The organism is Pseudarthrobacter arbutini (assembly GCF_054510915.1).
In genome coordinates this window covers 86,014-109,714 of sequence record NZ_JBTNDQ010000017.1, presented here as the reverse complement: position 1 = coordinate 109,714, position 23,701 = coordinate 86,014, and the positions used below count along the sequence as shown (strand labels likewise).

Sequence of the window (23,701 nt, the reverse complement as noted above, 5' to 3'; positions counted from 1 at the left end):
GAGTGGATGATGGGATCGTGGCGAAACATCATGAAAGTCCCGATGAGATCCTGATCGAACCAGCGAATCCATGCGGCACTGCAGTGCTGACGCTTGCCGGATCCAGCGGGAGAATCGATGCAGACCGCGCCCGTATCGTGGCCTCCCACGGATGTTTCGGCAATGTCCACCCTCTGGTGCCGGATGCAGGCTGTCAACCGGTCAGACGGTGTTGATCCAGTAGCGTCGTTGCCGTTGCGCGTATCCTCGCAGACGCCGCCGTTCTTTTCGATAGTCGCCCGGAGCCAGCGTTATTCTCATCGCAGGTGAGAAGAACCCGGGCGATTCCCAGTCTCCGGGACATCGGCAGGGCGTCGGCCAAAGCGGCAGCGGCGTGGCCGCGACGCCTAGCAGAAGGCCCCACGCTGTAGCCGATGTGCCCGCCCTCGTTGAGGAGGAAATCGTTCAGCTCGTGCCTGATGGCCAGGGAGCCAAGGAACGTATCACCCTCCACAATCCATAAGTAGGTGCAGGGCACGTACCCCGGCTTGCGCGGGCTCTTCGGCAGGGCATCGTTGACGAGGGCATCGACAAAGCGGCGGAACGGCCGGGCATCTTTGAGTTCTTCCAAGGACCGGTCCTCCGGGCCTCCACCGTCCCGGTGGGCGCCGCCAAATTCCGTGGATCCTTCCAGCCAGGAGGAGTGATAAGAACAGGCATCACACGAGCGTAGTCGCCGTCTTCTCCTTGGAACGATCCGCAAGGCGATCCCGGGCCGGCCCGGTGCCCTTCGCCGGTCAGCCGTTCTTGTTTTTGCCTTTCCCCTCGGCGCCTTTTCCCTGTTCCGGTACCGGGACTGGTGCCGGTGTTGCGGCCGGCGCGACGGGGGCAGTGTTTTCCTGGGCGGCCTGCGCGGCTTCCGCGTCGGCCTTGGCTTTCTCCACTTCTGCCGCGGCAACCGCTGCTTCTTCAGCTGCGTTCGCTGCCGCGGCGGCTGATTCTGCGGCGGCATTGAGGTCGGACCTGACGGCGGTGATGCCGGTCATGATGCTCTGGCGCCGTTCCTCGGAAACCTGGCCGCTGCCGGCTGCAGTCGCCACGTCCGCTTCCAGGCTGTCCAAGGTCTTGAGCGCGGCCGTGTGATCGTTTGCGGCCGCTGCCTGGCTCACGCCGAGCACGAGTTCCTGGAGTTGGTGGGCGGTGTCGCGCTGCAGGCCGGTATCGGCCGGGCCGCAGCCAGCGAGCGAGGCGGCCAGCGCCAGGGCGGCGGCAAGGCCAGCTCCCCGTGCTCCGCTGCGTTGGCCCGTGAAATGGAAGCGGGTCATGGTTCCACACTCTTCTGAAGTTCCTGAAGGTGGTCACCCAGCGTGCCGCTCACCGCAGGGTAAGGCACGACGCCGGATGTGGACTCTGGCGCCTGGCCCGCTGTCAGTGCCGCGGCCCCGCCCGCCAGCGCGAGAACGACCGGGATGGCCACTACCCAGAGCCGCACCTTCTTTCCCGCGCGGAATGACTTCCGTCGGCGCGTTCCCCGGGGGCTGCTGGGCTGATCGGCACCAGGCACCAGCCTGGACTGGACGGCGGTGGCGGAATACCCGCCGTCGGGGCCTTCGTTGGTTGGCCTGGCCTGCAGATCAGGGGAGGGCGATTCTGCTGTGACGGACGGCGTCCTGAACGGCATGGCCGGCAGCACACGCGTGGTTTCCGGTGCAAGTTCGCCGGGAGTGGATGTCGGCGAGACAAGGGCTTGCCGCAGCGCCGTCTCGATGTCCGCAGCTGTCGGGCGTTCCAGCGGCTCGATTGCCGTCATCGAGCGGATAAGGTTGGCCCACTCGGCTGGGAGATCAGCGGGAATTTTGGGCGCGCGGTGCAGCCTTGCCACGGCAGATTCCACAGCGCTGCCGGGGTACTCCATTGTCTGCTTGATGCATTCGAGCAGGACCAGCCCCAGCGAATAGATGTCTGTGGCAGGGGTGAGCGGGGAGCCCATGGCCTGTTCGGGGCTGAGGTACGCCGCGGTGCCCACCATTGCTCCAGTAACGGTCAGGCGTGTTGAGTCGGCGATTCGTGCTATGCCAAAGTCTGCGAGCTTGGCCCGCAGTGGCTCCCCGGGTCGGGTCTGCACCAAGAGGATGTTGCCCGGCTTGATGTCGCGGTGGAGGATGCCGAGGCCGTGGACATAAGCCAGTGCGTCAGCGATGCCGGCTCCTATGACGGCGAGCTCGTCCAAGGGGACTTCACTGTGCCTGATCCGGCTGCGCAGATCCTGTCCCTCGACCAGTTCCATCGTCAGGAACGGCCGGGGCTCACACGGGATGCGTGCGTCGACGCCGACATCGAACAATGTCACGAGGCTGGGATGGTTCAGCGTCGCCAGCAGCCTGATTTCAGCTTCCTGGCGTTTCAACTCGTCCGCATCTGGGGCCTGGGGCGCGAAGAGCTTCAAGGCCACGTCCCGACCCAGATTCTCATCCCCTGCACGGTAGACGGACGACATGCCGCCGCGGCCGATCACTTCGCACAGCCGGTAACGTCCGCCAACCACGTCAATTCTGATGGAGCTCGGCGATTCCGCCACCATACCCGTTCCTTCCGGCGCTGCGGCAATGTATATACCAAAATCATAAGGCAACTTACTATATTCGCCACTCCAGGTGAGGCCAGCCATCACCGGAAGGCCGTCGAAATCCGGAACCGGCGATGTGGTGCACCCTCAAGGAACCGGCGAGTGGCGCCCGCATCGCTCCCATGACTCACGGGCATATACTGAGTTTCCAGAACCGCGACTCCGGTGAGAGGGAGCCCGGCGTGGTACCTGCTGCAGGAGGCATCTCATGTCTATCCAGGCCCAGCATTTGCTTCGCGCAGGCGTCGTGGCGATCGCGCCAGTGATCCTGCTCGCCGCTCTCAGTTACCACCCGTACCTGCCTGGTCCACAGCCGAACATTGATGCGTTGGTTGCGGAGGTCACCGCCGACCCTACGCGCTGGGGGGTTGTGCACTTGGCGACGGGAGTCGCTTCAGCAGTCCTGGCCGTGGCATTCCTCGCGATCAGAAGCCACCTGCACGAGCTAGGCGAAGACCGCTGGAGCGCCGCCGCGCTGCCCTTCGTCGTCATCGGCAGCACGCTCTACGCGATGCTGCCGGCAATGGAGTTCGCACCGCTCGCCGCGAGTGAAACGGGCGGAGACGTCGGGGCGGCTCAAGTTGCCCTGCTCCCCTGGTTCATCCCGCTGCTGATCGCCGCGGCGGTCACATTTGCTGTCGGGATGGTCGGCTTTGCCATCAGCGTCTCGCGTAGCGGACTGCTGAGCCTTTGGCTTACCTGGGTCGTCGTCGTGGCGCTGCTTGTCATGGCCCTGTCGCGTGTTGTCCCGCTGTCCGCCGTCCAGTTCTACGTCCACGGTGTCGCCGCTCTCGTGGCCATGCTGCCCATGGCGTACAGCATGTGGAAGCATCCGACGGCATCCGTCCCTGACACCCAGCGTGCCGTGAAGTCGACCTGACGGGCACTGACATGCGCTGGCCTTGACCCTCGCGCGGACGTTCTCGGATTTCTTGGAGTAGGCCGTCCACCAGCGGGCCAAAATGGCCCGGAACCAGGCCCAAGCGGACGAGTTCATCCAACGGCTCAACGCACAGCCGTGACGGGGCCTGCACCGGTAGCTCTTCCCTGGCGGGTTGGCCGGACGTACGCTGTGGATCGGAGAGCCGGGAAGCCTGGTCGGCCCGCGGGAAGCTGTGCCCCGGAACGCCATGGCAGCCGCCTCGGTCGTTATCGCTGGACTGAGGAAACGGAACCCACCATGACATCAGCAGCGGAACCGGTCATTGACGCCACCCTGCTCGTGAAGACTTTCGGCAGGACCCGGGCACTGGACAACCTTGATCTGCGCGTTGGTCCGGGCGAGGTCCACGGGTTTCTTGGTCCCAACGGCGCGGGAAAATCTACAACCCTCCGGGTGCTGCTCGGGCTGATCCGGCCGACATCGGGAACCGCGCGTGTGTTCGGGCTGGATCCCTGGCGGGACCCGGTCGGGGTCCACCGGGACGTTGCCTACGTTCCCGGGGACGTGAGCCTTTGGCCGAACCTCTCCGGCGGGGAAGTCATTGACCTGCTCACCGGACTGCGCGGCGGATCCGATGAGCGGCTGCGCCGGGAACTGATCGACGAGTTCGAATTCGACCCGCGGCGCAAGGCCCGTACGTATTCCAAGGGAAACCGGCAGAAGGTGGCACTGATCGCGGCGTTCGCCCGCCCGGCCCGCCTCTATCTGCTCGATGAGCCCAGCGCCGGCCTGGACCCGGTGATGGATTCGGTGTTCCGCCGGCAGGTCCGGCGCGTCAGCGCGGACGGCGCCGCAGTCCTGCTCTCCAGCCATATCCTCAGCGAAGTCGAGCAGCTGTGCGGCCGGGTGACGATCATCCGTTCGGGCAGGGCCGTGGAATCGGGGACCCTTGCTGAGCTGAGGCATCTGAAACTCACCCATTTCCGCATCGAGGGGGCTGATCCCGGTCTGCTGGCAGCCCTGCCCGGCGTCCAGGGGGTTCGGACCGACGGGGACGTGGTCGAGTTTGATGTGGACCCAGCGGACCTTGCCCCGGTTTTGCAAGTGGTCGCCGCGTCCGGGATCAGCGGACTGATCGTCTCGCCGCCGTCGTTGGAGTCCCTGTTCCTGAGCCACTACAGCGATTCCAACGGGCAGGTGCGCTGATGTCTGGAGTCATGACTTTGCTGTTGATTCACGCGCGCAGGGATCGGATCGTGCTGCCAGCATGGATTCTGGGCATCGCTTTTCTGGGGTCTGCCATCGCAGGGGCGGTCGCCACGGAATTCGCAGACGAGTCCGAGCGGGCTGCGATCATCGGAATGTCCGCGGTGAGTCCGGCGTTCCGGTTCATCCGCGGACTGCCCGACGGCACCAGTATCGGAGCGTTGGTGTTCTTCCACGGCTACGCCTTCACCGCCGTGCTCGCAGGATTAATGAGCACGTTTCTGGTCATCCGGCATACCCGCGCCGATGAAGAGCTCGGACGGGCAGAGCTGATCGGGTCCGTACCGGTCCGGCGCGCCACGTCTTTGACGGCAACCTGATCCTTGGCGGGGCGGCGAACCTTGTGCTGGCTCTGTGCGCGGCCGCAGCCGTCCTGGCCGGCGCGGTCATGGTACTCAGGAGCCGCAGGGATCTGGGTGCCAGCCTGCTGCCCGAACGCGCGGGCCCGGAACGCGCCGGGGCCGGGGGTGCTTCGTTCCTTGGCCTTGCCTGGCGCCAGCAGCTGCCCACCCTGATCGGCTGGTCCGTCGCCGCAGCCCTCCTGGGAGGCATCGCTGGGGGCCTCGGGCCCGCGGTCAGCGACGTGATCGGCGGCAATGACTCCCTGCGGCAGCTGATCAACCGGCTCGTCCCGGGCGCCCGGGCAGGGATGATCGATGTCTTCACCGCAGCCTTGCTGGGCATCGCCGGTGTCCTCGCCGCAGCCGCCGGCATCCAGGCGGTGCTGCGGCTCCGTGCAGAAGAGGCCGAGGGCCGGGCCGAACTTCTCCTTGCCGCACCCAGAACGAAGGCCCGGTGGCTTGGCGCGAACCTGGTCCTTGCCGCCTCCTCGACAGTAGTCGTGGCCGTCGTCGCCGGGACCGCAGCCACCATCGGTCTTGCCCTGGCCGGCGCGGAAAACGGCCCGCCAGGCCTGCTGGTCGGCGCCGCTTTGGCGCACGTCCCGGCCGCCGTCGTCTTCGTCGCGGCAACCGCGGTCCTCTTGGCAGCGGCACCCAGAGTGAGTATTCCACTGGGTTGGGGCATGCTGGCCGCCGGCCTTGTCCTGGGCCAGTTCGGTGAACTTCTGCGCCTGCCGGCCTGGCTGCAGGACGCGAGCCCTTTCCGTCACTCCGCGGCGATGCCAGTCGAAGCCTTCAACCCCGCGCCTGCCCTGACCATGACCGTCATCGCCCTCGCCGGGGCAGGGATCGCTGCCTACCTGCTCCGGCGCCGTGACCTCACCGCGTGATGCCGACCCGTGATGCCGACCGCAGAGGCGGCACCGGCCGCGTGCCTTCATGGCGCACCCTTTTCAATAGTTGAAGGGTGCCCGCCGTCGCATCCAATCCCTGCCGGGCCCCGGGTACTCCGGCGCAGCTACCCCAACGCCTAAGGTGAAGCATGGACTTTGCGGACGTTGTGGTGACGGTCATCGGTGCGGGACTGATTCTGCTGATGGCCGCAGATGTCTTTCATACGCTCCTCTATCCTCACGGCACGGGACCCGTGTGCAGGCTCATCATGCGTGCACTGTGGCTCCTGTCCCGACGATTCGCCGGCCGGGCCTCCACCGTCGCTGCACCCGCCGCCATGGCGGCGGTGATCGGCGCCTGGGCGTCCTTGTCCATCATGGGATGGGCGCTGGTGTATGTACCGCATTTACCGGACGGGTTCGTCTACGCAGAGGGCGTCCTCCATGGAGGGGACCTTGCCGAGGCCATGTATATCTCGATGGTCAGCCTCTCCACGGTCGGCTTCGGTGAGATAGTTCCGGCGGCGCCATTACTTCGGTTCGTCGTCGCTGCGCAGGCCGTCACAGGCTTCGGGTTGCTTACGGCCACGGTCTCCTGGATTCTTCAGACGTACCCCGCCCTCAGCCGGCGGCGCGCCCTTGCCCACGAGCTGAACCTGTTCAGGCAGGCCGCCGGGCCGCAAGGCATGTCGACGTTGGAACCCGGACATGCCGCTGCCTTGCTCGAATCATTCGCCAGAAGTGTAGCCACGGTCAGCATGGACCTGCTGGCGTTCAACGAAACGTACTACTTCCACGAAGCACAGCAGAGAGGATCACTGCCGGCCACCGTCGCGTATGCGCACCAACTGGCCTCAGAAGCGCAGGCAAGCACGAACATCGACCTGCAATTCGCCGGACGGATGATGCACGCGGCCTTGGATGACCTGGCCGAGGTCCTCCGCGGAAAATTCGGACACACCGGCCAAACCTCCTCAGAAGTGTTCCAAAGCTACGAAAGTCATCACCGGCACCGCCGGAACTAAGGAAGTGCCGCCCGCGATGCCCGTTGAAGAGTTCTCTTGCCGCTAAATAGCGAGCCCGCCGCGCCAGCAATGCCCCGGCACTTTGCAGTCTTTCGTGAAAACAGATTCATGATTTCCCGAAATGGTCCGAACTCCCCATTCAGACATGACAACCCGCTCTGGACAGCACCTGTCACATTCAGGTCAGCACGAGTTTGCGGGCAATGCATCTGGCGGACTGTGCCTCATCGGGAACCCGAGGTAGCGCGGAACCGTTTTCGCGTAATCACGGTGGGACCGTCCAAAGAGCTCGGCCAGCATGGCCTCTTCGCCGAGGACAAAGCGGTGTTCCACAAGCAATTCGGCCGGCAGCGTCGCGAGGACCCAGGATGATCCGGCCAAGGTTCCCGCGCCCAGTTGGATGAGCCACCAGCCGACATACATCGGATGGCGGGTGATTGCATACGGGCCGGTGATGACCAGCTCCACCGGCCGCTCCAGCGCGAAGGGGCCCGCCGAGCGGCGTCGCCGTTCAGCCAGCGCCCAAAGATTCAGGCCGACGCCGGCGAGCAGCAGTGCCGCCCCCGCTATCCGGTGGAGGGAGCGGGAGCCGGGTAGCGGCATTGGACGGACCCGGTCAAGGAGGAGATCCAGGGCCAGCGCGGCCACGTAGGCAGCGGCAGCGGGAGGTTGTCGTAAACCTCCTTCAACCGCCTGGCTGGCGAGCTTGCAGAGCGGGCCGTCACAGTACGTCCGATGGCTTGCGGGCGTCAAAGAGGGAGGCGAGGAACGCCGTCGTATCTTCTGCCACCTGATCCGGGCACTCCCACAGCACCATATGTCCCACATCGGGATAGGCCTTCAGCACTGAGCCGGGGATCCGGGCGGCCAGGGTTTCCTGGTCGCCGCGTGGCAGCAGGCTGTCCTGCCCGCCCCACAGGATCAGTGTGGGGGCGTGGATGGTTCCCGATTCCGTGGGTGGCGTGGCCTCGCAGAGTCCGTTCAGGATGGCTTTCCAGGCGCGGGCGGGCATCCTGAGACCGTCGCGTACGCGGTCCTCGATGAACCACTGCGGAACTTCGTGCAGGAGGGGAAACCAGGACAGGGAAGCCCGTACCCAGTCCTCGTCGAGGGGATCGATCAGGCTGTCCACTTCGTCGGCGAAGGCGGTCCGCCCGTAGAGGCTCAGAGGAGCGCCCACCAGCACCAGCGCCGCGACCTTTTGGGGATGGGAAATGGCGAGCTGCTGGGCAACGTAGCCTCCGCTTGAGGAGCCGACGACGGCGGCGCTCGGCACGTTGAGGGCGTCCAGGATCGCTGCGGCGTCCTCAGCCTGTTCCGCCAGGGAATAGCCGCCCTCCGGCTTGTCCGCCCCGCCCTGCCCGCGCAGGTCCGGCGCGTAGACCCGGAGGCCGGTCAGCAGGGGTATCAGGCGGTCAAAGCTGCCGCGGGATTCGCCCCACGCGTGCAGCAGCAGCACCGGCTTTGCGTCAGCGTCGCCGTGGATGAGGCACGGCACCGAGATGCCGGTGCGGAGAGTGAGGTGGCGGACTTCGGAGTCCATAGAATCAGGCTACGCCGCGAGCCGCTCTCGGTAGAGTTTCGCTATGGATACCCCGGTGAGGGTTCGTTACGCGCGTGTCGAGGACGCTGCCGAGATGGCGCGCGTGAATGTGCGGGCGTGGCGTGAGACGTACGGCGGCGTCATGGCGGACCACGTCCTCGACGACCCCGGGTTACCCGCCGCCCGGGAACGGTTCTGGACTGCCATGCTCAGCGATGAGCGCTACCGCGCGAACCGCGTGGCGGTGGCCGAGCGCGACGGCGAAGTGATCGGGATCGCGATGGCGGGGCCCTCGCAGAGCTCCGGGTCGCAGTGGGGCACACACCTCTACGTGTTGTACGTCGTGGCGGCTGAGCATGGGACAGGCATCGGGGCCGCCCTCCTGGATACCGTCGTCGGACCTGACGATTCGGCAGCGCTCTGGGTGGCCGATCCAAATCCTCGGGCGCAGGCGTTCTACCGCAAGCACGGGTTCGTGGCGGACGGGACCGTGAATGTGGAGGACGGCGTGCGCGAGATCCGCATGGTGCGGACCTCCGCCGGGAAGCCTCGCCGGTCCTGACTCGCTGCAACGTGAGGCCGGTGTTCAGTACCCGTTTCCCGTAACCGGAGGTTGGGACTTGGCCGCGACGTTGCCGTTTTGCCGCCCTGCAGGTCCAGTGCCTCGCGTGGGTGATGGGTGAGGACGAACAAGGTGACCGACGCAACAGTGCATTCGGGGACGTGTTCACTTTCGGTTCACCGGAGATTGGCCATGCGGTTGAGTACTGCCTTCACACTCGTTATGAACGCGCGATCATTCGAGTGCATCCCACAAATCAAACGGTGCGGAGAAAAGCCCGCCCAAGAATGATCGCGCGTACATTCAGACTTTGGATACACCCGACAAGCGCAGAAACCGGAGCAAGCAATGAAAGTCCCACCCTTCGCCAAACACCGCATCCTCACGGCGGCATCCGCCCTGATCGCGGGATCGATCCTGCTGACCGCCTGCGCGCCCGGCGCCGGGGATTCCGCCGCGAACGCGGACAGCAACGCCACCCTGGTGGTCTACAGCAACTCCGTCTCCGACGGGCGCGGCGCATGGCTGACGGCCCAGGCCGCCCAAGCAGGCTTTGACCTGGAGCTGGTGGACCTCGGTGGCGGCGACGTGATGAACCGCCTGACCGCCGAGAAGAACAACCCCATCGCGGACGTGACCTTCGGCATGAACAACGTGTACTTCGAGAAGCTCAAAGCGCAAGATGTGCTCGAGCCGTACACCCCGGCCTGGTCCGGCGACGTGGACGCCGCGATGGGCGACGAAGAGGACAAGACCTTCTGGCCGATTGTCCGCGAGCCCATCATGCTGGTCTACAACGAGGGTGCGTACCCGTCCGCCGATGCGGCCCCGCGGGACTGGACCGATCTCTGGACCAAGGACGAGTTCAAGGGGCGGTACGAGGTGCCCGGGGCCTCCACCGGTGCCACCACCCAGATGGTCTACTCAGGCATCCTGGCCCGCTACGCTGATCCGAGCGGCGAGCTGGGCATCAGCCAGGAAGGCTGGGACCAGATGGCCGCCTACTTCGAGCACGGCAGCACCGCGGTCAAGGGTGAAGACCTCTACGCGCGGATGAAGGCCGGTACTGTCGACGCCGGCCAGATGTGGCTCGCCGGCAAGAACAGCCGCGAAGCCGAGTACGGCGTCGCCACCAAGGCCGTCCAGCCGGAGGTCGGCGTGCCGTTCTCCGTCCAGCACGTGGCAATGGTCAAGGGTACCGACCAGGCAGAGGCCGCGCAGGACTTCATCGACTGGTTCGGCAGCGCCAAGGTGCAGGCCGCCTGGTCCAACGAGTTCTTCACTGCCCCGACCAACACCCAGGCCCTCGCTGATGCCAACAAGCAGGCCATCGAACAGACCGAAGCCTTCACTCCGCAGGACATCGACTGGGCCCTCGTGGCACAAAACATCGACGCCTGGGTCGAAAAAATCGAACTCGAGTACCGAAAGTAGGAAGTTCCCGCCCTCGGGTGCCCGGAGGAATCCGGGCACCCGAGCGAAGGACCACCGCCATGATCACCTATAAGAACATCGACGTCGTTTTTGACGACTTCCACGCGCTCCCGGGGTTCAACCTGACCATCGAGGAGGGCGAGTTTTTCACCCTGCTCGGCCCCTCGGGCTGCGGCAAGTCCACGGCCCTGCGCACCCTGGCAGGCTTTATCGATCCCACCGCCGGCGATGTTTATGTCGACGGCGCCCGGGTCACCCACCTGCCCAGCCAGCGCCGCCAGATCGGCATGGTCTTCCAGAACTATGCCCTTTTTCCCACCATGACCGTCCGGGAGAACATCGCCTTCGGCCTCAAGGTCTCAGGCGTGTCGAAGGCCGAAACCGCGCGCCGCGTGGACGAGATCGCCAACGCAGTGGAACTCGACAGCGTCCAGCTGGGCAAGGGCGTGACCGAACTTTCCGGCGGCCAGCAGCAGCGCGTCGCGATCGCCCGCGCCCTGGTGCTGCGCCCCAAGATCCTGCTGCTCGACGAGCCGCTCTCCAACCTCGATGCCAAGCTCCGCCACCAGTTGCGCGGCCAGCTCAAGGAACTGCAGGAGCAGTTCGGCATCACCACCGTTTACGTCACCCATGACCAGGACGAGGCGTTGACCATGAGCACCCGGATCGCGGTGATGAACAAGGGCCGGATCGAGCAGGTGGGAACCCCGCAGGAGGTCTACATGCGCTCCGCCACGGAATTCGTCTGCAACTTCATCGGCGATGTTAACCGGCTCGCCGCAGGAACGGTTGCCGCGCTCTCCGCCCACCCGCGCGGCACCAGGGGAACCGCCCCGCTCAACCCTGCATCGGCGTCGTACCTCAGGGTGGAGAAGGTGGGGCTGCACGCCCCGGCAGGAAACGCGTACGACGGCGGCGCCCGGCTCACGCTGCCCGGCACCGTGCGCTCGCGGCAGTACCACGGGGTCTACAGCAGCTACCGGGTGGAGCTGGGCGTGCGCGACGGGGGAGTGGTCAAGGGGATCATCCAGGAATCCGGGCACCCCGGCTTCGCCCCCGGCGACAGGGTGGATGTCAGCATCGAACCGGCAGACGTGCTGCAATACCCGGCCGCCAACGCGCAGGAACCGGCGCCGACGCTGTCGGAACAGGCGCTGCAGGCGCCGATGCCCGCAGGGGCGGCCCGATGAACACGTCCGTACGCAAGATGCTGCGCTCGCCCCTGTTCCTCGTGGTCGGTGCCGTGCTGCTGTGGTTCTCCGCGGCCTTCCTCGTCTGGCCGAACCTGCGGCTGTTCGGCGAAGTCTTTATGCCCGCCGGCGAGCCGTCCTTCCGTGCCTTCGAGCGGCTGGGATCCTCTCGGCGGGCCATGGACTCGCTGCAAAACAGCTTCCTGCTGGCCATGGTGCTCTCCGTGACGGTCAACCTGGTGGGCGTCTTCATTGTGCTCGCGACCCGGTACTTCGACATCAAGGGCGCCCGCATCCTCTACCTGGGCTACGCCACCACGCTGATCTACGGCGGGATCGTCCAGGTGGCCGGCTACAAGATCATCTACGGAGAGCACGGCTTCATCACCAACCTGCTCGCTGGCGCGTTCCCGGACATGGACCGGGCCTGGTTCACCGGCATGGCCGCCGTGGTGTTCGTGATGACCGTTGCCGGCACCGGCAACCACCTGCTGTTTATGACCAACGCGCTGGCCCGGGTGGACTTCCAGACCGTCGAGGCGGCCAAAATGATGGGCGCCTCCACCTGGCGGGTCCTGCTGACCATCGTGCTGCCCACCATCCGGCCCATGCTCTACGCCATCACCACCCTGACGTTCCTGGGCGGACTGGGCGCGCTGGCAGCGCCGCAGGTGCTCGGCGGCACGGGTTTCCAGACCATCACACCCATGATCCTGACCTTCGCCAACTCCCCGTCGTCCCGGGACCTGGCCGCCACGCTGGCCATCGTGCTCGGCGTATCCACCATGGTGCTGCTGGCCGTCCTGAACCGGATGGAGAAGGGCGGCACGTACTTCGCGGTGTCCAAGGTCCCCACGGCCATGAAGAAGCAGAAGATCGGGAACCGCTGGGCCAACGCGGCCGTCCACGCCGCCGCCTACGCCCTGCTGGCCGTCTATGTGGTGCCGCCGCTGCTGATCGTGGTTTTCTCCTTCACCAGCGCCTCGGCGATCAGCTCGGGAACCCTGACGTTGGAGAGCTTCACCCTGAAGAATTACGCACTGGTGTTCAGCGACTACAAGGCGTTCTGGCCGTTCCTGGTGTCCCTCGGTTACGGCGCATTCGCGGCTATCACGGTGGTGGCAGGCATGCTGTTTGTGGCGCGCCTGCTGCAGAAGCACCGGAACAAGGTGACCGCGTGCATCGAATTCGTGCTGCACATCCCGTGGATCCTGCCTTCGACGCTGATTGCCCTGGGGCTGATCATCGCGTACGACCACGCCAGCTGGATCATGGGAAACGTCGTGCTGACCGGCACTGTGGCGCTGTTGGGCATCACTTACGTGATCCTCAAGATCCCGTTCACGCTGCGGATGCTTAAGGCGGCCTTCACCGGCGTGCCGGACCAGCTCGGAGAGGCGGCGGCGATCCTGGGAGCCGGGCCGCTGACAACCTTCCGCCTGGTGCTGCTGCCCGTGGTGCTACCGACCGCGGCAGCCATCGCGGCGCTGAACTTCAACAGCCTGTTGGACGACTACGACACCGCCGTCTTCGTCTCGCACCCGCTCTACCAGCCGCTGGGCATCGTCATCAAGAACGCCACCGGTGAGGACACGCTCAATGACGGCACGGCGCTGACATTCGTCTACACGGTGCTGCTCATGCTGATCACCGCGACCACCATGTGGTTGGTCTACGGCCGCCCCTCCGCGGGGCGCCGCTCTGCCGGACGCCGCCGGAAACGGGCGGCGGCCGCACAGCCGGCGAGCACCGCCGTCGAACCCGTCACGACACAAAACTAAAGGAACAACCATGTTTGGACAGAGCATCTACGCCCCGATCAACGAGCCCCTTAACGCGGCCTTCGCCAGGCGGCGGCCACTGATCGCGGTGCACCGCGGCACCGGGCTGGGCATCATCGCGGAGAACACCGAGCCAGCCATCACCGCCGCGTTGGCCCAGGGCGCGGACATGGTGGAGATCGACGTCGTCGAATCCACGGACGGTGACTTCTTCCTGTTCCACGACGGCTACGAGCCGATGCACTTCGGCATCGCCCAGAACATCCGGACGCTGTCCACGGCGCAGATCCTGGCCCTGAGCTACCAGTGGTGCACCCACCCGGGCGCCCCCTATGGGGTGGCGCGGCTGGACGACGTGCTCCGGTCCCACCCGAAGACGCTGTTCAATGTGGACCGTTCATGGGCCTCGTGGCCGCGGCTGCTGCCGTTCCTGGACCGGCGCGCGGAGCCGGGCCGGCTGCTGTTCAAGTCGCCGGTCGATGCGGAGCTGCTGGACGTGCTCGCCGCGCATCCGGTGAAGTATCCGTACGCGCCGATCGTCAGGTCCCACGAGGAGGTGCTGCAGGTGCTGGCCGCTGACGGAATCAACACCGTGGGCATGGAGCTGCTGGCCCCGTCGCCGGACCATGAATTCGCCGACGCCGGCTACCTCGACTGGCTGCACGGGCAGGGTCTCTTCGCGCTGCTGAACGCGATCAACCTCAGCAACAGGGTGCCGCTCTTCGCGGGCTGGGATGACGAGGTTTCCGTGCTGGGATCGCCCGACGACGGCTGGGGCAAGCTGATGGCGGTAGGGGCCGGCATCATCCAGACGGACTGGCCGGGCCTGCTGGTTCCCTACCGAAACCGGCAGCAGGCGCCGCTGGCACTGGCCGGGGCGGGGAAGCAATAGAGTGAGGACCGGATCGAACGAGCAAGGGTAAGGGGAGCCGAGGATGCCGAGGACACGGACGACGGCGGGGGATCAGTCCCGGGGGGACGCGGTGGTACCGCGCGAGGGACTGAAGATCCGGATGGAAGATGTGGCGCGCGCCGCCAACGTGTCCCGGGCAACAGTCTCCCGTGTCCTGGTGGGCAACCCGCCGGTCGCCGCCGCGACGCGGGACAAGGTATTCAGGGCCGTGCGCGAACTCGGCTATGTTCCCAATGCCATGGCGCAGGGGCTCTCCAAGCGCAGCTCCGACCTGGTGGGCCTGCTCCTTCGCGATCCGCGGAATCCGGCGTACGGCCGGCTGCATTCCCTGGTGCAGGAAGCGGTGAGCGGCCACGGGCTGGAGCTCATCACGGCCGTGCCGCACTGGAAAGAGGGGGCGGAGGACGAACTCGCTGCCCTGCGCCGCATGCTCGGACTGCGGGTCGGCGGGCTGCTGGTCTCCACCGGTGTCATCAAGGCGGCCGACCTGGAACCGTTCCTGGACAGCGTGCCGGTGGTATCGGTGGGCAGGGTGGAGGACCATCCCCGGATCCACGGAGTGTCTTACAACGAGGACGTCCACGGGGCCATGCTCGCAGACAAGGTGGCCTCGGCCGGGCACAGGTCCGTGGCAGTGCTGATTCCGACGGTGTCGGTCTCCACCGCGGAGAACCGCCGGGGCCGGTCCATGGCGGTCCATCTGGAAGGCCGCGGGCTGACGGTCCACAGGGTCGAGACCGACGCCTTCGGCCAGCCGGAGGCTGGCATCGCCCGGATCCTGGACCTTGTCCGCGACGGTGGGGCAACAGCCGCCATGTTCCCCAACGACAACCGGGCCATGATCTTCCTCCGGGCGGCCCGCACCGCCGGCCTGGATGTCCCCGGCGACGTATCGGTGACGGGCTGCGACGGCATCATCCCGGGCCTGGACCTGATCGGACTGGCGACGCTGCGCATCCCGGTGGAGCAAGTCGCGGCGCGCGGGGTCGACGTCCTTGAGAGCCTCATGAGCAACCGGGGCGGGACCGAGGTCCGGCACGAAAAATTCACCGGTGAATTCGTACCCGGGGCAACGCTGGGCCCGGCGGCGTAAACAAAGCCTCGACGGGGTTTCCGGTCGTCTCAGTTGCTGCCGGGGCGCGTCAGTTGCTGGGGCGCGCCCTTCGGCGCAGTGCGTCGATGGTGGTCTCCGGAGAGGTGTTGAAGCAGAACACGATGCCGGGGACTAGCTCGTTAAGCAGGTTGACGACGCGCTCGAACAGCAGGGTGTGCTCCCCGGCCATGCGCACACCCGCGCCGATCATCGCCACCTGGACCGGTCGCACGGCAAGGCATTCGCGGACCATCTTTTCGGCCTCGTCAAGGTCGGCTGAAACCTGGCACGGCACGATGTCGAACCCCGCCTCGCGCATTGCCTCCTCGCCCGCCGCGATCCGGGTCGACAGCATCTCCTGGGTGATCTCCGGGTGGCGGCTGAGGTCGACGGCGCTCGGATGCAGACCGAGCGACAGGATAGTGTCACCCATCGATTTACCTTTCGTCGTGGAATGGCTCCACCCTATCGCCAGGTCCGCAGGGCGTGGGTTACCAAGTGGTGGATCCGCCCTGCATGATTTGCCTCAACGTTGCTCAACCAGACTCCGCACTGACAGCGCGGAAGACGAACCACTCACACCCTTCGTGAAACGAGACGCTTGCATGGGACTGTTCTCCAGGAAAAAGTACTTGGCCGGCTGGGTGTCGCCGCGGCAGCGGAAGGGGATCACCTTTCCGTGACAGAAGACCGCAAGTACGGACTTTTTGCCGTGGCACGGAAGGCCGCGGCGCTGCCCGAACGGGATTGGAAGGGCATGGTCGAGCAGCACTTCAGCGCAGTCATCAGCGGTGACGCTGGCGGTTCCAACGTAACAGCAGAGGAACTGCTGAACCGGGTCTACCCCAAAGTCGTCTCCCCTGAAACTCTGGCCCGTTCACAACAGAATGATCCCTCCCGTTACGCCTACGCCCGAGACGTTGCCATGGTCTCCCTCCTAGTGGCGCTGGACTCCCCGGGGTCCGTCACCTACTTGGGCGCACCCCAGATCGAAGCCGCCGGCTGGGCAGATATCGTCTGGGACGCTGCGCTGAAGAATCTAATCGCCCAGGGGCCAGGTCAGCCAGCAGACATGAGCCTCGACGAAGGATCCTTCCTGATCTTTGAAACAGAATCGGTCTACCAGGCATCATGGCTGGCCTACCCGGACAGGCTGGTTGAACTGCTCGGCTACAAGGCCGGACCGCTCGGGGCGTTGCTGAGCATCCCGGCCACCAACATCCTTTGCCTTCATCTGGTCACCGAGGCCACGAGCATCACGGACATTTCCGCGATGATAAACGTCACGGGAATCATTCAGTCCCAGCACCCGTCCGCGCTCAGCCCGCTGCTGTACTGGTGGGACGGCACTACCGTGCAGCCCATTTCCGGTCACGACGGTGAAAGCGTCCACCTGTTCGTCCCGGAGGAACTCGCCAGCATCCTCTAGCTACGCTGGCGAAACTCGGAATCGGACTTTAGGCGCAAGACCTATCGGCCTGACTAGACATACCAATAGGGAAGCCATCTCCTTCTGGGCAGCACGTGTCGACGGCACTGATGCCGCAGCATTCGTCGGGGTCGCTTGCCGCAGCTACGCCCTGGCCGGCATGACTGACGACGCAACACACGTCTCCGCGCCAGGCATTGGTGCCTTCCCGGACGGCGATGGCGGCGATGACCAGTGCGGCCCCGGCGTCGGCCCACCACCAGCCCAGAGTGCTGTTCAGGACAAGCCCGACCAGCAAGACGGCAGATAGATACGTGCACAGAAGCGTCTGCTTTGAGTCGGCCACCGCGGTCCGGGAGCCCAGCTCGCGCCCCGCGCGGCGCTGGAGCCAGGACAAAACGGGCATGATGGCCAGACTCAGGGCAGCGATAACGATCCCCGGCGTTGAGTGCTGTGCTTCCCCGCCACCCGTAAGGGCCCGGACGGCATCGACCGTGACGAACGCGGCGAGGGCGAAGAAGGACACCGCGATGATCCGCAGGGTCAGATGCTCTCGACGTTCCGGGTCCTTGGCTGAGAACTGCCAGGACAGCGCCAAGGCGGAGGCCACCTCGATGACTGAGTCCAGCCCGAACCCGATCAACGCCGAGGAGTCCGCGACACCGCCGGCCCAGAGGGCTACGACCGCTTCAACGAGGTTGTAGGTGATCGTCGCCGCGGCGAACAGCCGGATCCGACGGGTCAGGACCGCACGGCGCTCCGGCGCCAGCGGGTTTAGTAACGCCGTCATGCCAGGCACGTTCCGTCCGGCGCGCAGCAGGCCGGATCCACAGCGAGCACCACGCCGATCAGATCCCTGACTGCGTGGCCCAACCGGGCATCCGCCAGCTCGTACCGGCTTCGCCGCCCGTCAGGGACGGCGACCACCAGGCCGCAGCCGCGCAGGCACGTCAGGTGGTTGGACATGCTCTGCCGCGAAACTTCCAGGGTGTCGGCAAGATCGGAAGGATAGGCCGGCGCGTCAGCCAGGGCCAACAGAATCCGGGCCCGCGTTGGGTCCGAGACTGCGTAACCGAACCGTGCCAATACCGGTGCATGAGCGAGCGTTTCCATACCAAAAAAGTACATCCAAGGATGTATTCACGCAATTGTGTACTGAGCCGGTTCCCACACCACTCAGCCCGTTTTAGTGGATGACCCGGTACCGCACGTGCGTCACGAGACCGGTGCCGCTCACTTCCGTCGGCTCCAGCGTGAGGTTCGCGACGCCGTCGAGCAGCCGTTCGCCCGCTCCCAGGAGCATTGGCGCGGTGTGGAGCCGCAGCTCGTCGATCAGGCCAGCCGACAGGAATTGCTGGGCGGTCTTTGCTCCGCCGGCAATGGCCACGTCCTTGCTGCCCGCGGCCTCCCGCGCCTGGGCCAGCGCCGATTCGATCCCGTCGGTCACGAAATTGAACGTGGTGCCGCCCTGCATCTGCAGGGGCTTGCGTGGCTGATGGGTGAGAACGAAAACCGGTGCGTGATAGGGCGGCTCCTCACCCCACCATCCCCGCCAGTCCTCATCCCACGCCCCGGGACCTGCGAACATGTTCCGGCCCATGATGTAGGCGCCGGCTTCGAGGATGCCTTCGATCGCGGCCGCGTTGGCCTCGGGTTCCTCAAACATCCACCGGTGCAGGAGTTCGCCGTTCTCGCCCAGCGGCTCCGCAGGGCTTTGGTTCGGACCGGCGACGAAGCCGTCGAGGGAGATGGTCAGATCACACGTGACTCGGCTCATGCGCCCATCATGCCACCCGGTCACGGCTCCCGTGTAGGGCTCGGATGCTCGATCGTGACGGTGCCGGCGTCGCCATCCACGCGGATCTGCAGGCCGCTGGTAAGCCGCTGGGTGGCCACTCCGGTGCCGAGCACGGCCGGGATGCCGTACTCCCGGGCCACGATGGAGCTGTGGCTCAACGGGCCGCCGACGTCGGTCACCACGGCGGAGGCCATCGCGAACAGCGAGGTCCAGGCGGGAGTGGTGATGCGGGCCACCAGGACCTCTCCGGGCTCCATCTGGGCGAAATCCTGTGGCCCCCGCAGGACGCGGGCCGGGGCGGTGACCCGGCCCGAGCTCGCGCCGGTGCCCTTGATGATGTCGCCGCGTTGGTGCTGCGAGCCCGCGGGCATCATGGACCCGAAGGCCTTTTCCATCCACCGGCTCTCCGGGAGCAGTTGCGGGGCAGCGGCCTTCACCTGGCCCCGCCACAGCATCTTGCGCTCCTCGACGGCGGCGGCGCGGACGGGCCGGTCGGCTCCGGTAATGGCCACGGCCGCCGGGGCTCCCGGCGCGGCCAGGCCGAACTCGACGGCGCTGCGCAGCTCCTGGTGACGCAGCCAGAACACGTCGGCGGGCTCGGCGATGACAGCGGAGTCCACCAGCCGCCGTCCTAGTTCCAGCAGCATCCGCCGCAGCAGCGGCCACGCGAGGCCGACGTCGGCCAGCGCATCCTCGCGGATCGGCGCGGTGTTCTGTGCCCACCGGAGCAAACGGAGGAACGCGGCCCGGCGGCGCGGCCCGAGCCGGGTGCTGATCCGGCTGGTTTCGTCCTCCCGGCGGTTGGCAGACAGCCGCTGCCGCTCATGGGGGTCAGCGCCCTGCCCGCGCAGGTAGAACTTCACCGCGTCCAGCAGCGCTGACGGATCGTCGGCCGGCACCGGGCTGGCGAAGTCCAGATTGTAGACCGCATGGCCGAACCGGCCGAGGTGGTCCTGGAAGCGAGGACGCCACAATTGCCACAACGGCTCACTGAACCCGGCGGGTGGGAATCCCGTGCGCTGGGACTCGGCCAACGCCGTCGTCGGTTCATGCAGGATCGCCGCGGCGAGCCCGGGGACACTGCGGGCCCAGGCCGCGAGATCGTACAGCGACTTCTCCGCCCGGATGGGTTCGCTGTCGTAACCGAGAATGAACGTCAGGGCGGGGGGATCCCCCTCGCGCCGGACGAACTTGTCGTAATACGCACTGAAGGAGATTTCGCTGGTGGCGGCGAGCGGAATGACTGACTGCACGGCTGTGTAGTACACGGTGCCGGCGTCCAGCAGCGCCTGAACACCGTCCAGCAGTTCCGCACCGGAGAGCTCCGCGGCGGGCTTCGCCTGCCAGTCTTTGATCACCCGTTCGTAGCGGGGATGCGAAAATTCGCGCCAGCCGGCCACGCCCATGTGCGCCTTGCCGCGGGCCAGTGCGCGTACCGCCGTCAGCGCCTTGCCCATCACCCGCCACATCCCCGAGGTGCGGTAGTAGTAATACGCGTAGCCGTTGATGGTGGGCAGTCCCACGTCGTCCTCGCGGATGACGTTCGTGCCCACGGCCTCGTTCATCAAGGCTCTCAACGAGCGGGACACCGAGCCGTCTATGAGATCGGCAAACAGCGGCGAGAGAGGGTCGGGCAGCTGTTCCACGATGCTCGCGCGGAAGTAGAGACCCTTCGGATAGGGCACGGGCCAGGTGTCCGGGGTGTCGGCCGCCGGTTCGGGCAGCGCGGTGATGGGCCTGGATTGCAGGACGAAGAATCCGTTGCCGGCGCGCGCCCACTCGATGTCCTGCGGTGCCCCGAAATGATCCGCACTCCGCGTTCCGTAGCCGGCGAGCACGGCTGCGGCCCGGTCGTCCAGTACGGGCGCACGACGGCGGGCTGCCGCCACCGGCTGCTCGCGCGTGCCGTGCTCGGCGTAGACAGTCATAACCGTCTTGTCTGCGGTCTGGCGCGACAGCACGGCGCCCGTCCCGGCGTCGACAACGACGTCATCCGTGGTGACCGTTCCGCTGACCACGGACTCGCCAAGGCCCCACGCGGCACTGATGGCGATCTGGTCGCGCCGCCCGTTGGCCGGATTGGCGGTAAACATGACCCCGGCGGCCTCGGCCTCGACCATCCGCTGGACCACCACCGCGAGGCGCACAGAGTCCGGTCCGATGCCTGCACGGGCCCGGTAGGCCATGGCACGCGCCGTCCACAGGGAAGCCCAGCAATCGATCACGGCCGCGGACAGCGCCTCGGCCCCGCGGACGTTCAGGTAGGTTTCCTGTTGCCCGGCGAAGCTGGCCTCGGCGAGGTCCTCGGACGTGGCGGAGGAACGCACCGCGACGGCTGTTTCCCCGCCGTCGTCGAGACGCGCGTCACTGAGACGCCCGTAGGCGGCGCCGAGTTCCGCTGCAATGTCAGCCGGCAAAGTGCCGGCCGTGAACAGGGTTTGGATCCGCTCCGAGGCGTCCGCATAGTCCTGGGGTGAGGCCTGCGGCGACAGGGTGGCCAGTTCCTGGATGCGGGCCTCGAGTTGGTTGGCCTCCACAAAGTGCGAATAGGCGGCGGTGTTGAGCACGAACCCCGGGGGGACTGGCAGCCCGGCCTGAAGGAGGCCGCCCAGTCCCACGGCCTTGCCGCCGGCCATGGCGATGTCGGCTGCTCCCACATCGGCCAAACTGTTGACGTAGGTCATGACGGCGCGTCCTTACTGCCCGGCTGGGGCTCCTGCAGCGAACTTGGTTCTCCACATATTGGCACTGCCGCAGACAAGAGGCCATAGACTCGGGGCATGTCAGCTCATGGGGGGATGCCGGCTCGGCGCGGACGCGTCTTGTTCGTTGTGGCCGCTCTCGTCATGGCGCTTGCGGGGTGTGAGTACAGCGGCCCGGATGAGCTTCCGGCCCAATCGACCGCCGAGGCATCAACACCGCAGCCCCGGTCTTTTGAGGAAAACGCCGATGAAGTGGTGCGTGTGCTCGGGACCCCCGCGTCGGATCCCGGGATGCCGTCGGCAGCAGAGCCAGCCGGGAAGCTTTTCCTTGTTCTGGCGCCCGGAGACTACGTCGTCACGGGTGCCTGCGCCGGGGTTTACGGGGCAAAGCTCACCATGGTGAAGGCTGACGGCATACCGGAGGCATCGGACTTTGAGTGCGACTCCACGCTGGAGCGATTCCACAGGCACCCCGGCGGACCCATCACCATCAGCGCGGTTCCGCCGACGGGCAGGCCTTCGGCAACGGGGGTCACGGTGCAGCCCAACACGGACCGCAGGGCTTCGGAAATGGCGGACTTCTCAGAGTGGTCAAGGCAGCAGCTGCAACCGCATTTGCCCGGCGAGTTGAGCGGGGCCAGCAAGGCGAACACAACCACCACGGGAACAATGAACGCCGAACCGGGCAAGTACGAAGTGCGCTTCGTCTGCCACGGACCACCCGGGGCCGAGCTGTCGGCGGCCACCTGGGCAGGTGCTGAAGTTCTGGCCCCCGTGCAGGTCCCGTGCAACGGGCAGGTGTTCACCGCGCCAGTGCTGCTGCCCACTGAGGGAGCGGACCTGAGAATGAGCCCGGGCGGTGGCCTGGACGCCCGCTTCGCGTACAAGCTCGTTCCAACCGCCCAGCCCTGACTTCCGTCCCGACCGGAAAACGCAGACTGCATTCACCCAGCTGGAACCGACTACCCGAGATGGGGGTAGTCCGAACTGACACGCTCTCCGTCTGACGTATTAGTAGGGATCGTCGCCTCTACGGGGCGAAAATGCAGCACGGCACCACCGAAGCCGATAAAGACAATAAGGGTCATGGCCACAACAGCGTCGCCATGTTGGTCACGAGCAAGGATGGCCGTGAAATCCGCCAAGCCATGGATGAGCACGAGCGCCCAGATCCACACGAAGCGGTACTGAAATGCCGCCAGCGCGAAACCGTAACAGGCCGAGACGGCGACATTGGACAGGATGTCCCAGGTGTCGCGTCCAGTCGTGGCGAAAGCGGACAGATGCTGCAACCCAAATAATGCAGCGGTCAGGATCACCGCAGGGTACGCCCTGAAGCTACGGCGCAGCCTGTTCAAAACCACTCCGCGGCTGATCAGCTCTTCGTTGAAACCCACCAGCAGCAGCGTAAATGCCCACAGCCCCCAGCCGGGAGGTTGCTCTACCAATCCCCGGGGGAGGATCCACATCAGGGCTTCAGCCAGGGGGACCAGCAGCAGCAAGGCCGCCGTTCGGCCGCGCCACAGTACGCGCACGCCGATGACGCGCCACAGCCGGTAATAACTGACCAGAGCCACTGCGTAGGCGCAACAAATGATGTTGGCAAAAAGGCCCATGTACCAGCCACCAATCCCCAGGGCGGGGGCCACCCAAAGGGCCAGCATGATGGCGGCGAAACGGCCGGCATGAACGATTACGCCGAACTGGAGGTCCGATCTCATGGCTGCAGACACACGCATAGCCTAGCTGCGGAAACGCGACATCTCGGCCGCTTACTTCGAGTTAGGTGATGTCCGTACCGCACCTCTCCGCGGTACGGGACGAGTCTTCAGCGGGGATGCCGCGTGTCTTAGGATTCACTCCCGCCGTGGCGCACATAAGCTCGATACATGGGCAAAAACCAGCACAGCGAGTTGGAAGGGCAGACCTCCATCAACGAGCTGCTCGACAAGCCCATCGGCGACACCCACATCCAGCTGGTGCTGCCCATCCACGTCCAGCTCCGGCCGGGGGAATTCCGCCGCGTGTCCTGACGCGGTGGAAGAGGAGCGTAGAAGTACGACGGCGGCGCTTGGGCCGGGTGCCTAAGGTCGCCTCCGCGGTTATCGGTGGAAGCCTTTACCGGCGGACCTTCCTGACTTTCAGGCCACGTTGTCTCGCCGAAGTTCCAGTGTTCTGGTCCGCGATCCGGCGGAGGCGGCGCCAGCGGATGCCGGTACGGACGTGAGCCTGGTCCGTGGGAT

At 66.0% G+C, this 23,701-nt stretch carries 25 protein-coding genes; 14 read left to right on the top strand and 11 right to left on the bottom strand.

What is annotated here, in order from left to right; translation table 11 throughout:
• Positions 1–193: 193 nt before the first annotated feature.
• The 3 genes from ACX80V_RS18255 to ACX80V_RS18245 form a co-directional block, all read right to left on the bottom strand.
• Complete coding sequence (locus ACX80V_RS18255; protein WP_485844339.1) at positions 194–610, bottom strand: GNAT family N-acetyltransferase; 417 nt, start codon at positions 608–610, stop codon at positions 194–196.
• A 166-nt stretch (positions 611–776) separates the two neighbouring features.
• Positions 777–1,304, bottom strand: coding sequence for a hypothetical protein (locus ACX80V_RS18250; RefSeq protein ID WP_485844338.1), 528 nt, complete (start codon positions 1,302–1,304; stop codon positions 777–779).
• Positions 1,301–2,560 carry a serine/threonine-protein kinase gene (locus ACX80V_RS18245; protein WP_485844337.1) on the bottom strand — a complete coding sequence of 420 codons (1,260 nt, stop codon included), beginning with the start codon at positions 2,558–2,560 and terminating at the stop codon, positions 1,301–1,303. The genes ACX80V_RS18250 and ACX80V_RS18245 overlap by 4 nt, the downstream gene beginning before the upstream one ends.
• 253 nt (positions 2,561–2,813) lie before the next feature.
• Here ACX80V_RS18245 and ACX80V_RS18240 point away from each other — a divergent pair, with 253 nt between their 5' ends.
• The 5 genes from ACX80V_RS18240 (at position 2,814) to ACX80V_RS18220 (ending at position 7,013) form a co-directional block, all read left to right on the top strand.
• On the top strand, positions 2,814–3,485 hold the full coding sequence (locus ACX80V_RS18240; protein ID WP_485844336.1) for a hypothetical protein: 672 nt from the start codon (positions 2,814–2,816) through the stop codon (positions 3,483–3,485).
• Positions 3,486–3,785: 300 nt separating this feature from the next.
• A complete protein-coding gene (locus ACX80V_RS18235) occupies positions 3,786–4,694 on the top strand; it encodes an ABC transporter ATP-binding protein (RefSeq protein WP_485844335.1) in 909 nt (302 codons plus the stop codon).
• 50 nt (positions 4,695–4,744) lie between these two features.
• On the top strand, positions 4,745–5,074 hold the full coding sequence (locus tag ACX80V_RS18230; protein WP_485844334.1) for a hypothetical protein: 330 nt from the start codon (positions 4,745–4,747) through the stop codon (positions 5,072–5,074).
• Between the two features lie 68 nt (positions 5,075–5,142).
• Complete coding sequence (locus ACX80V_RS18225) at positions 5,143–5,985, top strand: efflux permease Rv1217c-related protein (protein ID WP_485844333.1); 843 nt, start codon at positions 5,143–5,145, stop codon at positions 5,983–5,985.
• Positions 5,986–6,137: 152 nt separating this feature from the next.
• Entirely contained in the window at positions 6,138–7,013 is an 876-nt protein-coding gene (locus ACX80V_RS18220; RefSeq protein WP_485844332.1) for a potassium channel family protein, read from the top strand.
• A 183-nt stretch (positions 7,014–7,196) separates the two neighbouring features.
• On the opposite strand, the gene ACX80V_RS18215 is transcribed toward ACX80V_RS18220, so the two are convergent.
• Positions 7,197–7,616, bottom strand: coding sequence for a methyltransferase family protein (locus ACX80V_RS18215; protein ID WP_485844331.1), 420 nt, complete (start codon positions 7,614–7,616; stop codon positions 7,197–7,199).
• Positions 7,617–7,734: 118 nt separating this feature from the next.
• Positions 7,735–8,556, bottom strand: coding sequence for an alpha/beta fold hydrolase (locus tag ACX80V_RS18210; RefSeq protein ID WP_485844330.1), 822 nt, complete (start codon positions 8,554–8,556; stop codon positions 7,735–7,737).
• 43 nt (positions 8,557–8,599) lie between these two features.
• Here ACX80V_RS18210 and ACX80V_RS18205 point away from each other — a divergent pair, with 43 nt between their 5' ends.
• The 6 genes from ACX80V_RS18205 (at position 8,600) to ACX80V_RS18180 (ending at position 15,529) form a co-directional block, all read left to right on the top strand.
• On the top strand, positions 8,600–9,118 hold the full coding sequence (locus ACX80V_RS18205; RefSeq protein ID WP_485844329.1) for a GNAT family N-acetyltransferase: 519 nt from the start codon (positions 8,600–8,602) through the stop codon (positions 9,116–9,118).
• A gap of 348 nt (positions 9,119–9,466) precedes the next feature.
• Positions 9,467–10,552: an extracellular solute-binding protein gene (locus ACX80V_RS18200; RefSeq protein ID WP_485844328.1), complete on the top strand. Its 1,086-nt coding sequence runs from the start codon at positions 9,467–9,469 to the stop codon at positions 10,550–10,552.
• 59 nt (positions 10,553–10,611) lie between these two features.
• The gene (locus tag ACX80V_RS18195; RefSeq protein ID WP_485844327.1) at positions 10,612–11,742 is read left to right on the top strand and encodes an ABC transporter ATP-binding protein; all 1,131 of its coding nucleotides are present in this window, start codon (positions 10,612–10,614) and stop codon (positions 11,740–11,742) included.
• Positions 11,739–13,523, top strand: a complete 1,785-nt coding sequence (locus tag ACX80V_RS18190) for an ABC transporter permease (protein ID WP_485844326.1) — start codon at positions 11,739–11,741, stop codon at positions 13,521–13,523. Before ACX80V_RS18195 ends, ACX80V_RS18190 begins: the two co-directional genes overlap by 4 nt.
• A 10-nt stretch (positions 13,524–13,533) precedes the next feature.
• A complete protein-coding gene (locus tag ACX80V_RS18185) occupies positions 13,534–14,415 on the top strand; it encodes a glycerophosphodiester phosphodiesterase family protein (protein ID WP_485844325.1) in 882 nt (293 codons plus the stop codon).
• Between the two features lie 43 nt (positions 14,416–14,458).
• Positions 14,459–15,529 (top strand): LacI family DNA-binding transcriptional regulator, encoded by a 1,071-nt coding sequence (locus tag ACX80V_RS18180; RefSeq protein ID WP_485844324.1) that lies wholly within the window; start codon positions 14,459–14,461, stop codon positions 15,527–15,529.
• Positions 15,530–15,578: 49 nt separating this feature from the next.
• Here the strand turns inward: ACX80V_RS18180 and ACX80V_RS18175 are convergent, their stop codons facing one another.
• Positions 15,579–15,962, bottom strand: a complete 384-nt coding sequence (locus tag ACX80V_RS18175) for a hypothetical protein (RefSeq protein WP_485844323.1) — start codon at positions 15,960–15,962, stop codon at positions 15,579–15,581.
• 246 nt (positions 15,963–16,208) lie between these two features.
• Here ACX80V_RS18175 and ACX80V_RS18170 point away from each other — a divergent pair, with 246 nt between their 5' ends.
• The gene (locus ACX80V_RS18170) at positions 16,209–16,958 is read left to right on the top strand and encodes a DUF1444 domain-containing protein (protein ID WP_485844322.1); all 750 of its coding nucleotides are present in this window, start codon (positions 16,209–16,211) and stop codon (positions 16,956–16,958) included.
• A gap of 28 nt (positions 16,959–16,986) precedes the next feature.
• Here ACX80V_RS18170 and ACX80V_RS18165 read toward each other — a convergent pair whose 3' ends face one another.
• From ACX80V_RS18165 to ACX80V_RS18150, 4 genes are all read right to left on the bottom strand, one after another.
• Positions 16,987–17,748, bottom strand: coding sequence for a cation diffusion facilitator family transporter (locus ACX80V_RS18165; RefSeq protein WP_485844321.1), 762 nt, complete (start codon positions 17,746–17,748; stop codon positions 16,987–16,989).
• On the bottom strand, positions 17,745–18,071 hold the full coding sequence (locus ACX80V_RS18160; RefSeq protein ID WP_058929841.1) for an ArsR/SmtB family transcription factor: 327 nt from the start codon (positions 18,069–18,071) through the stop codon (positions 17,745–17,747). Before ACX80V_RS18160 ends, ACX80V_RS18165 begins: the two co-directional genes overlap by 4 nt.
• Before the next feature lie 73 nt (positions 18,072–18,144).
• A complete protein-coding gene (locus ACX80V_RS18155) occupies positions 18,145–18,735 on the bottom strand; it encodes a dihydrofolate reductase family protein (protein WP_485844320.1) in 591 nt (196 codons plus the stop codon).
• 20 nt (positions 18,736–18,755) lie between these two features.
• On the bottom strand, positions 18,756–21,440 hold the full coding sequence (locus ACX80V_RS18150) for a PEP/pyruvate-binding domain-containing protein (RefSeq protein ID WP_485844319.1): 2,685 nt from the start codon (positions 21,438–21,440) through the stop codon (positions 18,756–18,758).
• Positions 21,441–21,536: 96 nt separating this feature from the next.
• On the opposite strand from ACX80V_RS18150, the gene ACX80V_RS18145 reads away from it, so the two are divergent.
• Positions 21,537–22,370 carry a hypothetical protein gene (locus tag ACX80V_RS18145; RefSeq protein ID WP_485844318.1) on the top strand — a complete coding sequence of 278 codons (834 nt, stop codon included), beginning with the start codon at positions 21,537–21,539 and terminating at the stop codon, positions 22,368–22,370.
• Between the two features lie 50 nt (positions 22,371–22,420).
• Here ACX80V_RS18145 and ACX80V_RS18140 read toward each other — a convergent pair whose 3' ends face one another.
• The gene (locus ACX80V_RS18140; protein WP_485844317.1) at positions 22,421–23,191 is read right to left on the bottom strand and encodes a CPBP family intramembrane glutamic endopeptidase; all 771 of its coding nucleotides are present in this window, start codon (positions 23,189–23,191) and stop codon (positions 22,421–22,423) included.
• A gap of 156 nt (positions 23,192–23,347) precedes the next feature.
• On the opposite strand from ACX80V_RS18140, the gene ACX80V_RS18135 reads away from it, so the two are divergent.
• A complete protein-coding gene (locus ACX80V_RS18135) occupies positions 23,348–23,491 on the top strand; it encodes a hypothetical protein (RefSeq protein ID WP_156380336.1) in 144 nt (47 codons plus the stop codon).
• Positions 23,492–23,701: the final 210 nt, after the last annotated feature.

Bases quoted from the DNA above. Each gene is read 5' to 3' on its own strand.
- ACX80V_RS18250 (WP_485844338.1), bottom strand. From the start codon at position 1,304: ATGACCCGCTTCCATTTCACGGGCCAACGCAGCGGAGCACGGGGAGCT.
- ACX80V_RS18245 (WP_485844337.1), bottom strand. From the start codon at position 2,560: ATGGTGGCGGAATCGCCGAGCTCCATCAGAATTGACGTGGTTGGCGGA.
- ACX80V_RS18240 (WP_485844336.1), top strand. From the start codon at position 2,814: ATGTCTATCCAGGCCCAGCATTTGCTTCGCGCAGGCGTCGTGGCGATC.
- ACX80V_RS18235 (WP_485844335.1), top strand. From the start codon at position 3,786: ATGACATCAGCAGCGGAACCGGTCATTGACGCCACCCTGCTCGTGAAG.
- ACX80V_RS18225 (WP_485844333.1), top strand. From the start codon at position 5,143: ATGGTACTCAGGAGCCGCAGGGATCTGGGTGCCAGCCTGCTGCCCGAA.
- ACX80V_RS18220 (WP_485844332.1), top strand. From the start codon at position 6,138: ATGGACTTTGCGGACGTTGTGGTGACGGTCATCGGTGCGGGACTGATT.
- ACX80V_RS18215 (WP_485844331.1), bottom strand. From the start codon at position 7,616: ATGCCGCTACCCGGCTCCCGCTCCCTCCACCGGATAGCGGGGGCGGCA.
- ACX80V_RS18210 (WP_485844330.1), bottom strand. From the start codon at position 8,556: ATGGACTCCGAAGTCCGCCACCTCACTCTCCGCACCGGCATCTCGGTG.
- ACX80V_RS18205 (WP_485844329.1), top strand. From the start codon at position 8,600: ATGGATACCCCGGTGAGGGTTCGTTACGCGCGTGTCGAGGACGCTGCC.
- ACX80V_RS18200 (WP_485844328.1), top strand. From the start codon at position 9,467: ATGAAAGTCCCACCCTTCGCCAAACACCGCATCCTCACGGCGGCATCC.
- ACX80V_RS18195 (WP_485844327.1), top strand. From the start codon at position 10,612: ATGATCACCTATAAGAACATCGACGTCGTTTTTGACGACTTCCACGCG.
- ACX80V_RS18190 (WP_485844326.1), top strand. From the start codon at position 11,739: ATGAACACGTCCGTACGCAAGATGCTGCGCTCGCCCCTGTTCCTCGTG.
- ACX80V_RS18185 (WP_485844325.1), top strand. From the start codon at position 13,534: ATGTTTGGACAGAGCATCTACGCCCCGATCAACGAGCCCCTTAACGCG.
- ACX80V_RS18180 (WP_485844324.1), top strand. From the start codon at position 14,459: ATGCCGAGGACACGGACGACGGCGGGGGATCAGTCCCGGGGGGACGCG.
- ACX80V_RS18175 (WP_485844323.1), bottom strand. From the start codon at position 15,962: ATGGGTGACACTATCCTGTCGCTCGGTCTGCATCCGAGCGCCGTCGAC.
- ACX80V_RS18165 (WP_485844321.1), bottom strand. From the start codon at position 17,748: ATGACGGCGTTACTAAACCCGCTGGCGCCGGAGCGCCGTGCGGTCCTG.
- ACX80V_RS18160 (WP_058929841.1), bottom strand. From the start codon at position 18,071: ATGGAAACGCTCGCTCATGCACCGGTATTGGCACGGTTCGGTTACGCA.
- ACX80V_RS18155 (WP_485844320.1), bottom strand. From the start codon at position 18,735: ATGAGCCGAGTCACGTGTGATCTGACCATCTCCCTCGACGGCTTCGTC.
- ACX80V_RS18150 (WP_485844319.1), bottom strand. From the start codon at position 21,440: ATGACCTACGTCAACAGTTTGGCCGATGTGGGAGCAGCCGACATCGCC.
- ACX80V_RS18145 (WP_485844318.1), top strand. From the start codon at position 21,537: ATGTCAGCTCATGGGGGGATGCCGGCTCGGCGCGGACGCGTCTTGTTC.
- ACX80V_RS18135 (WP_156380336.1), top strand. From the start codon at position 23,348: ATGGGCAAAAACCAGCACAGCGAGTTGGAAGGGCAGACCTCCATCAAC.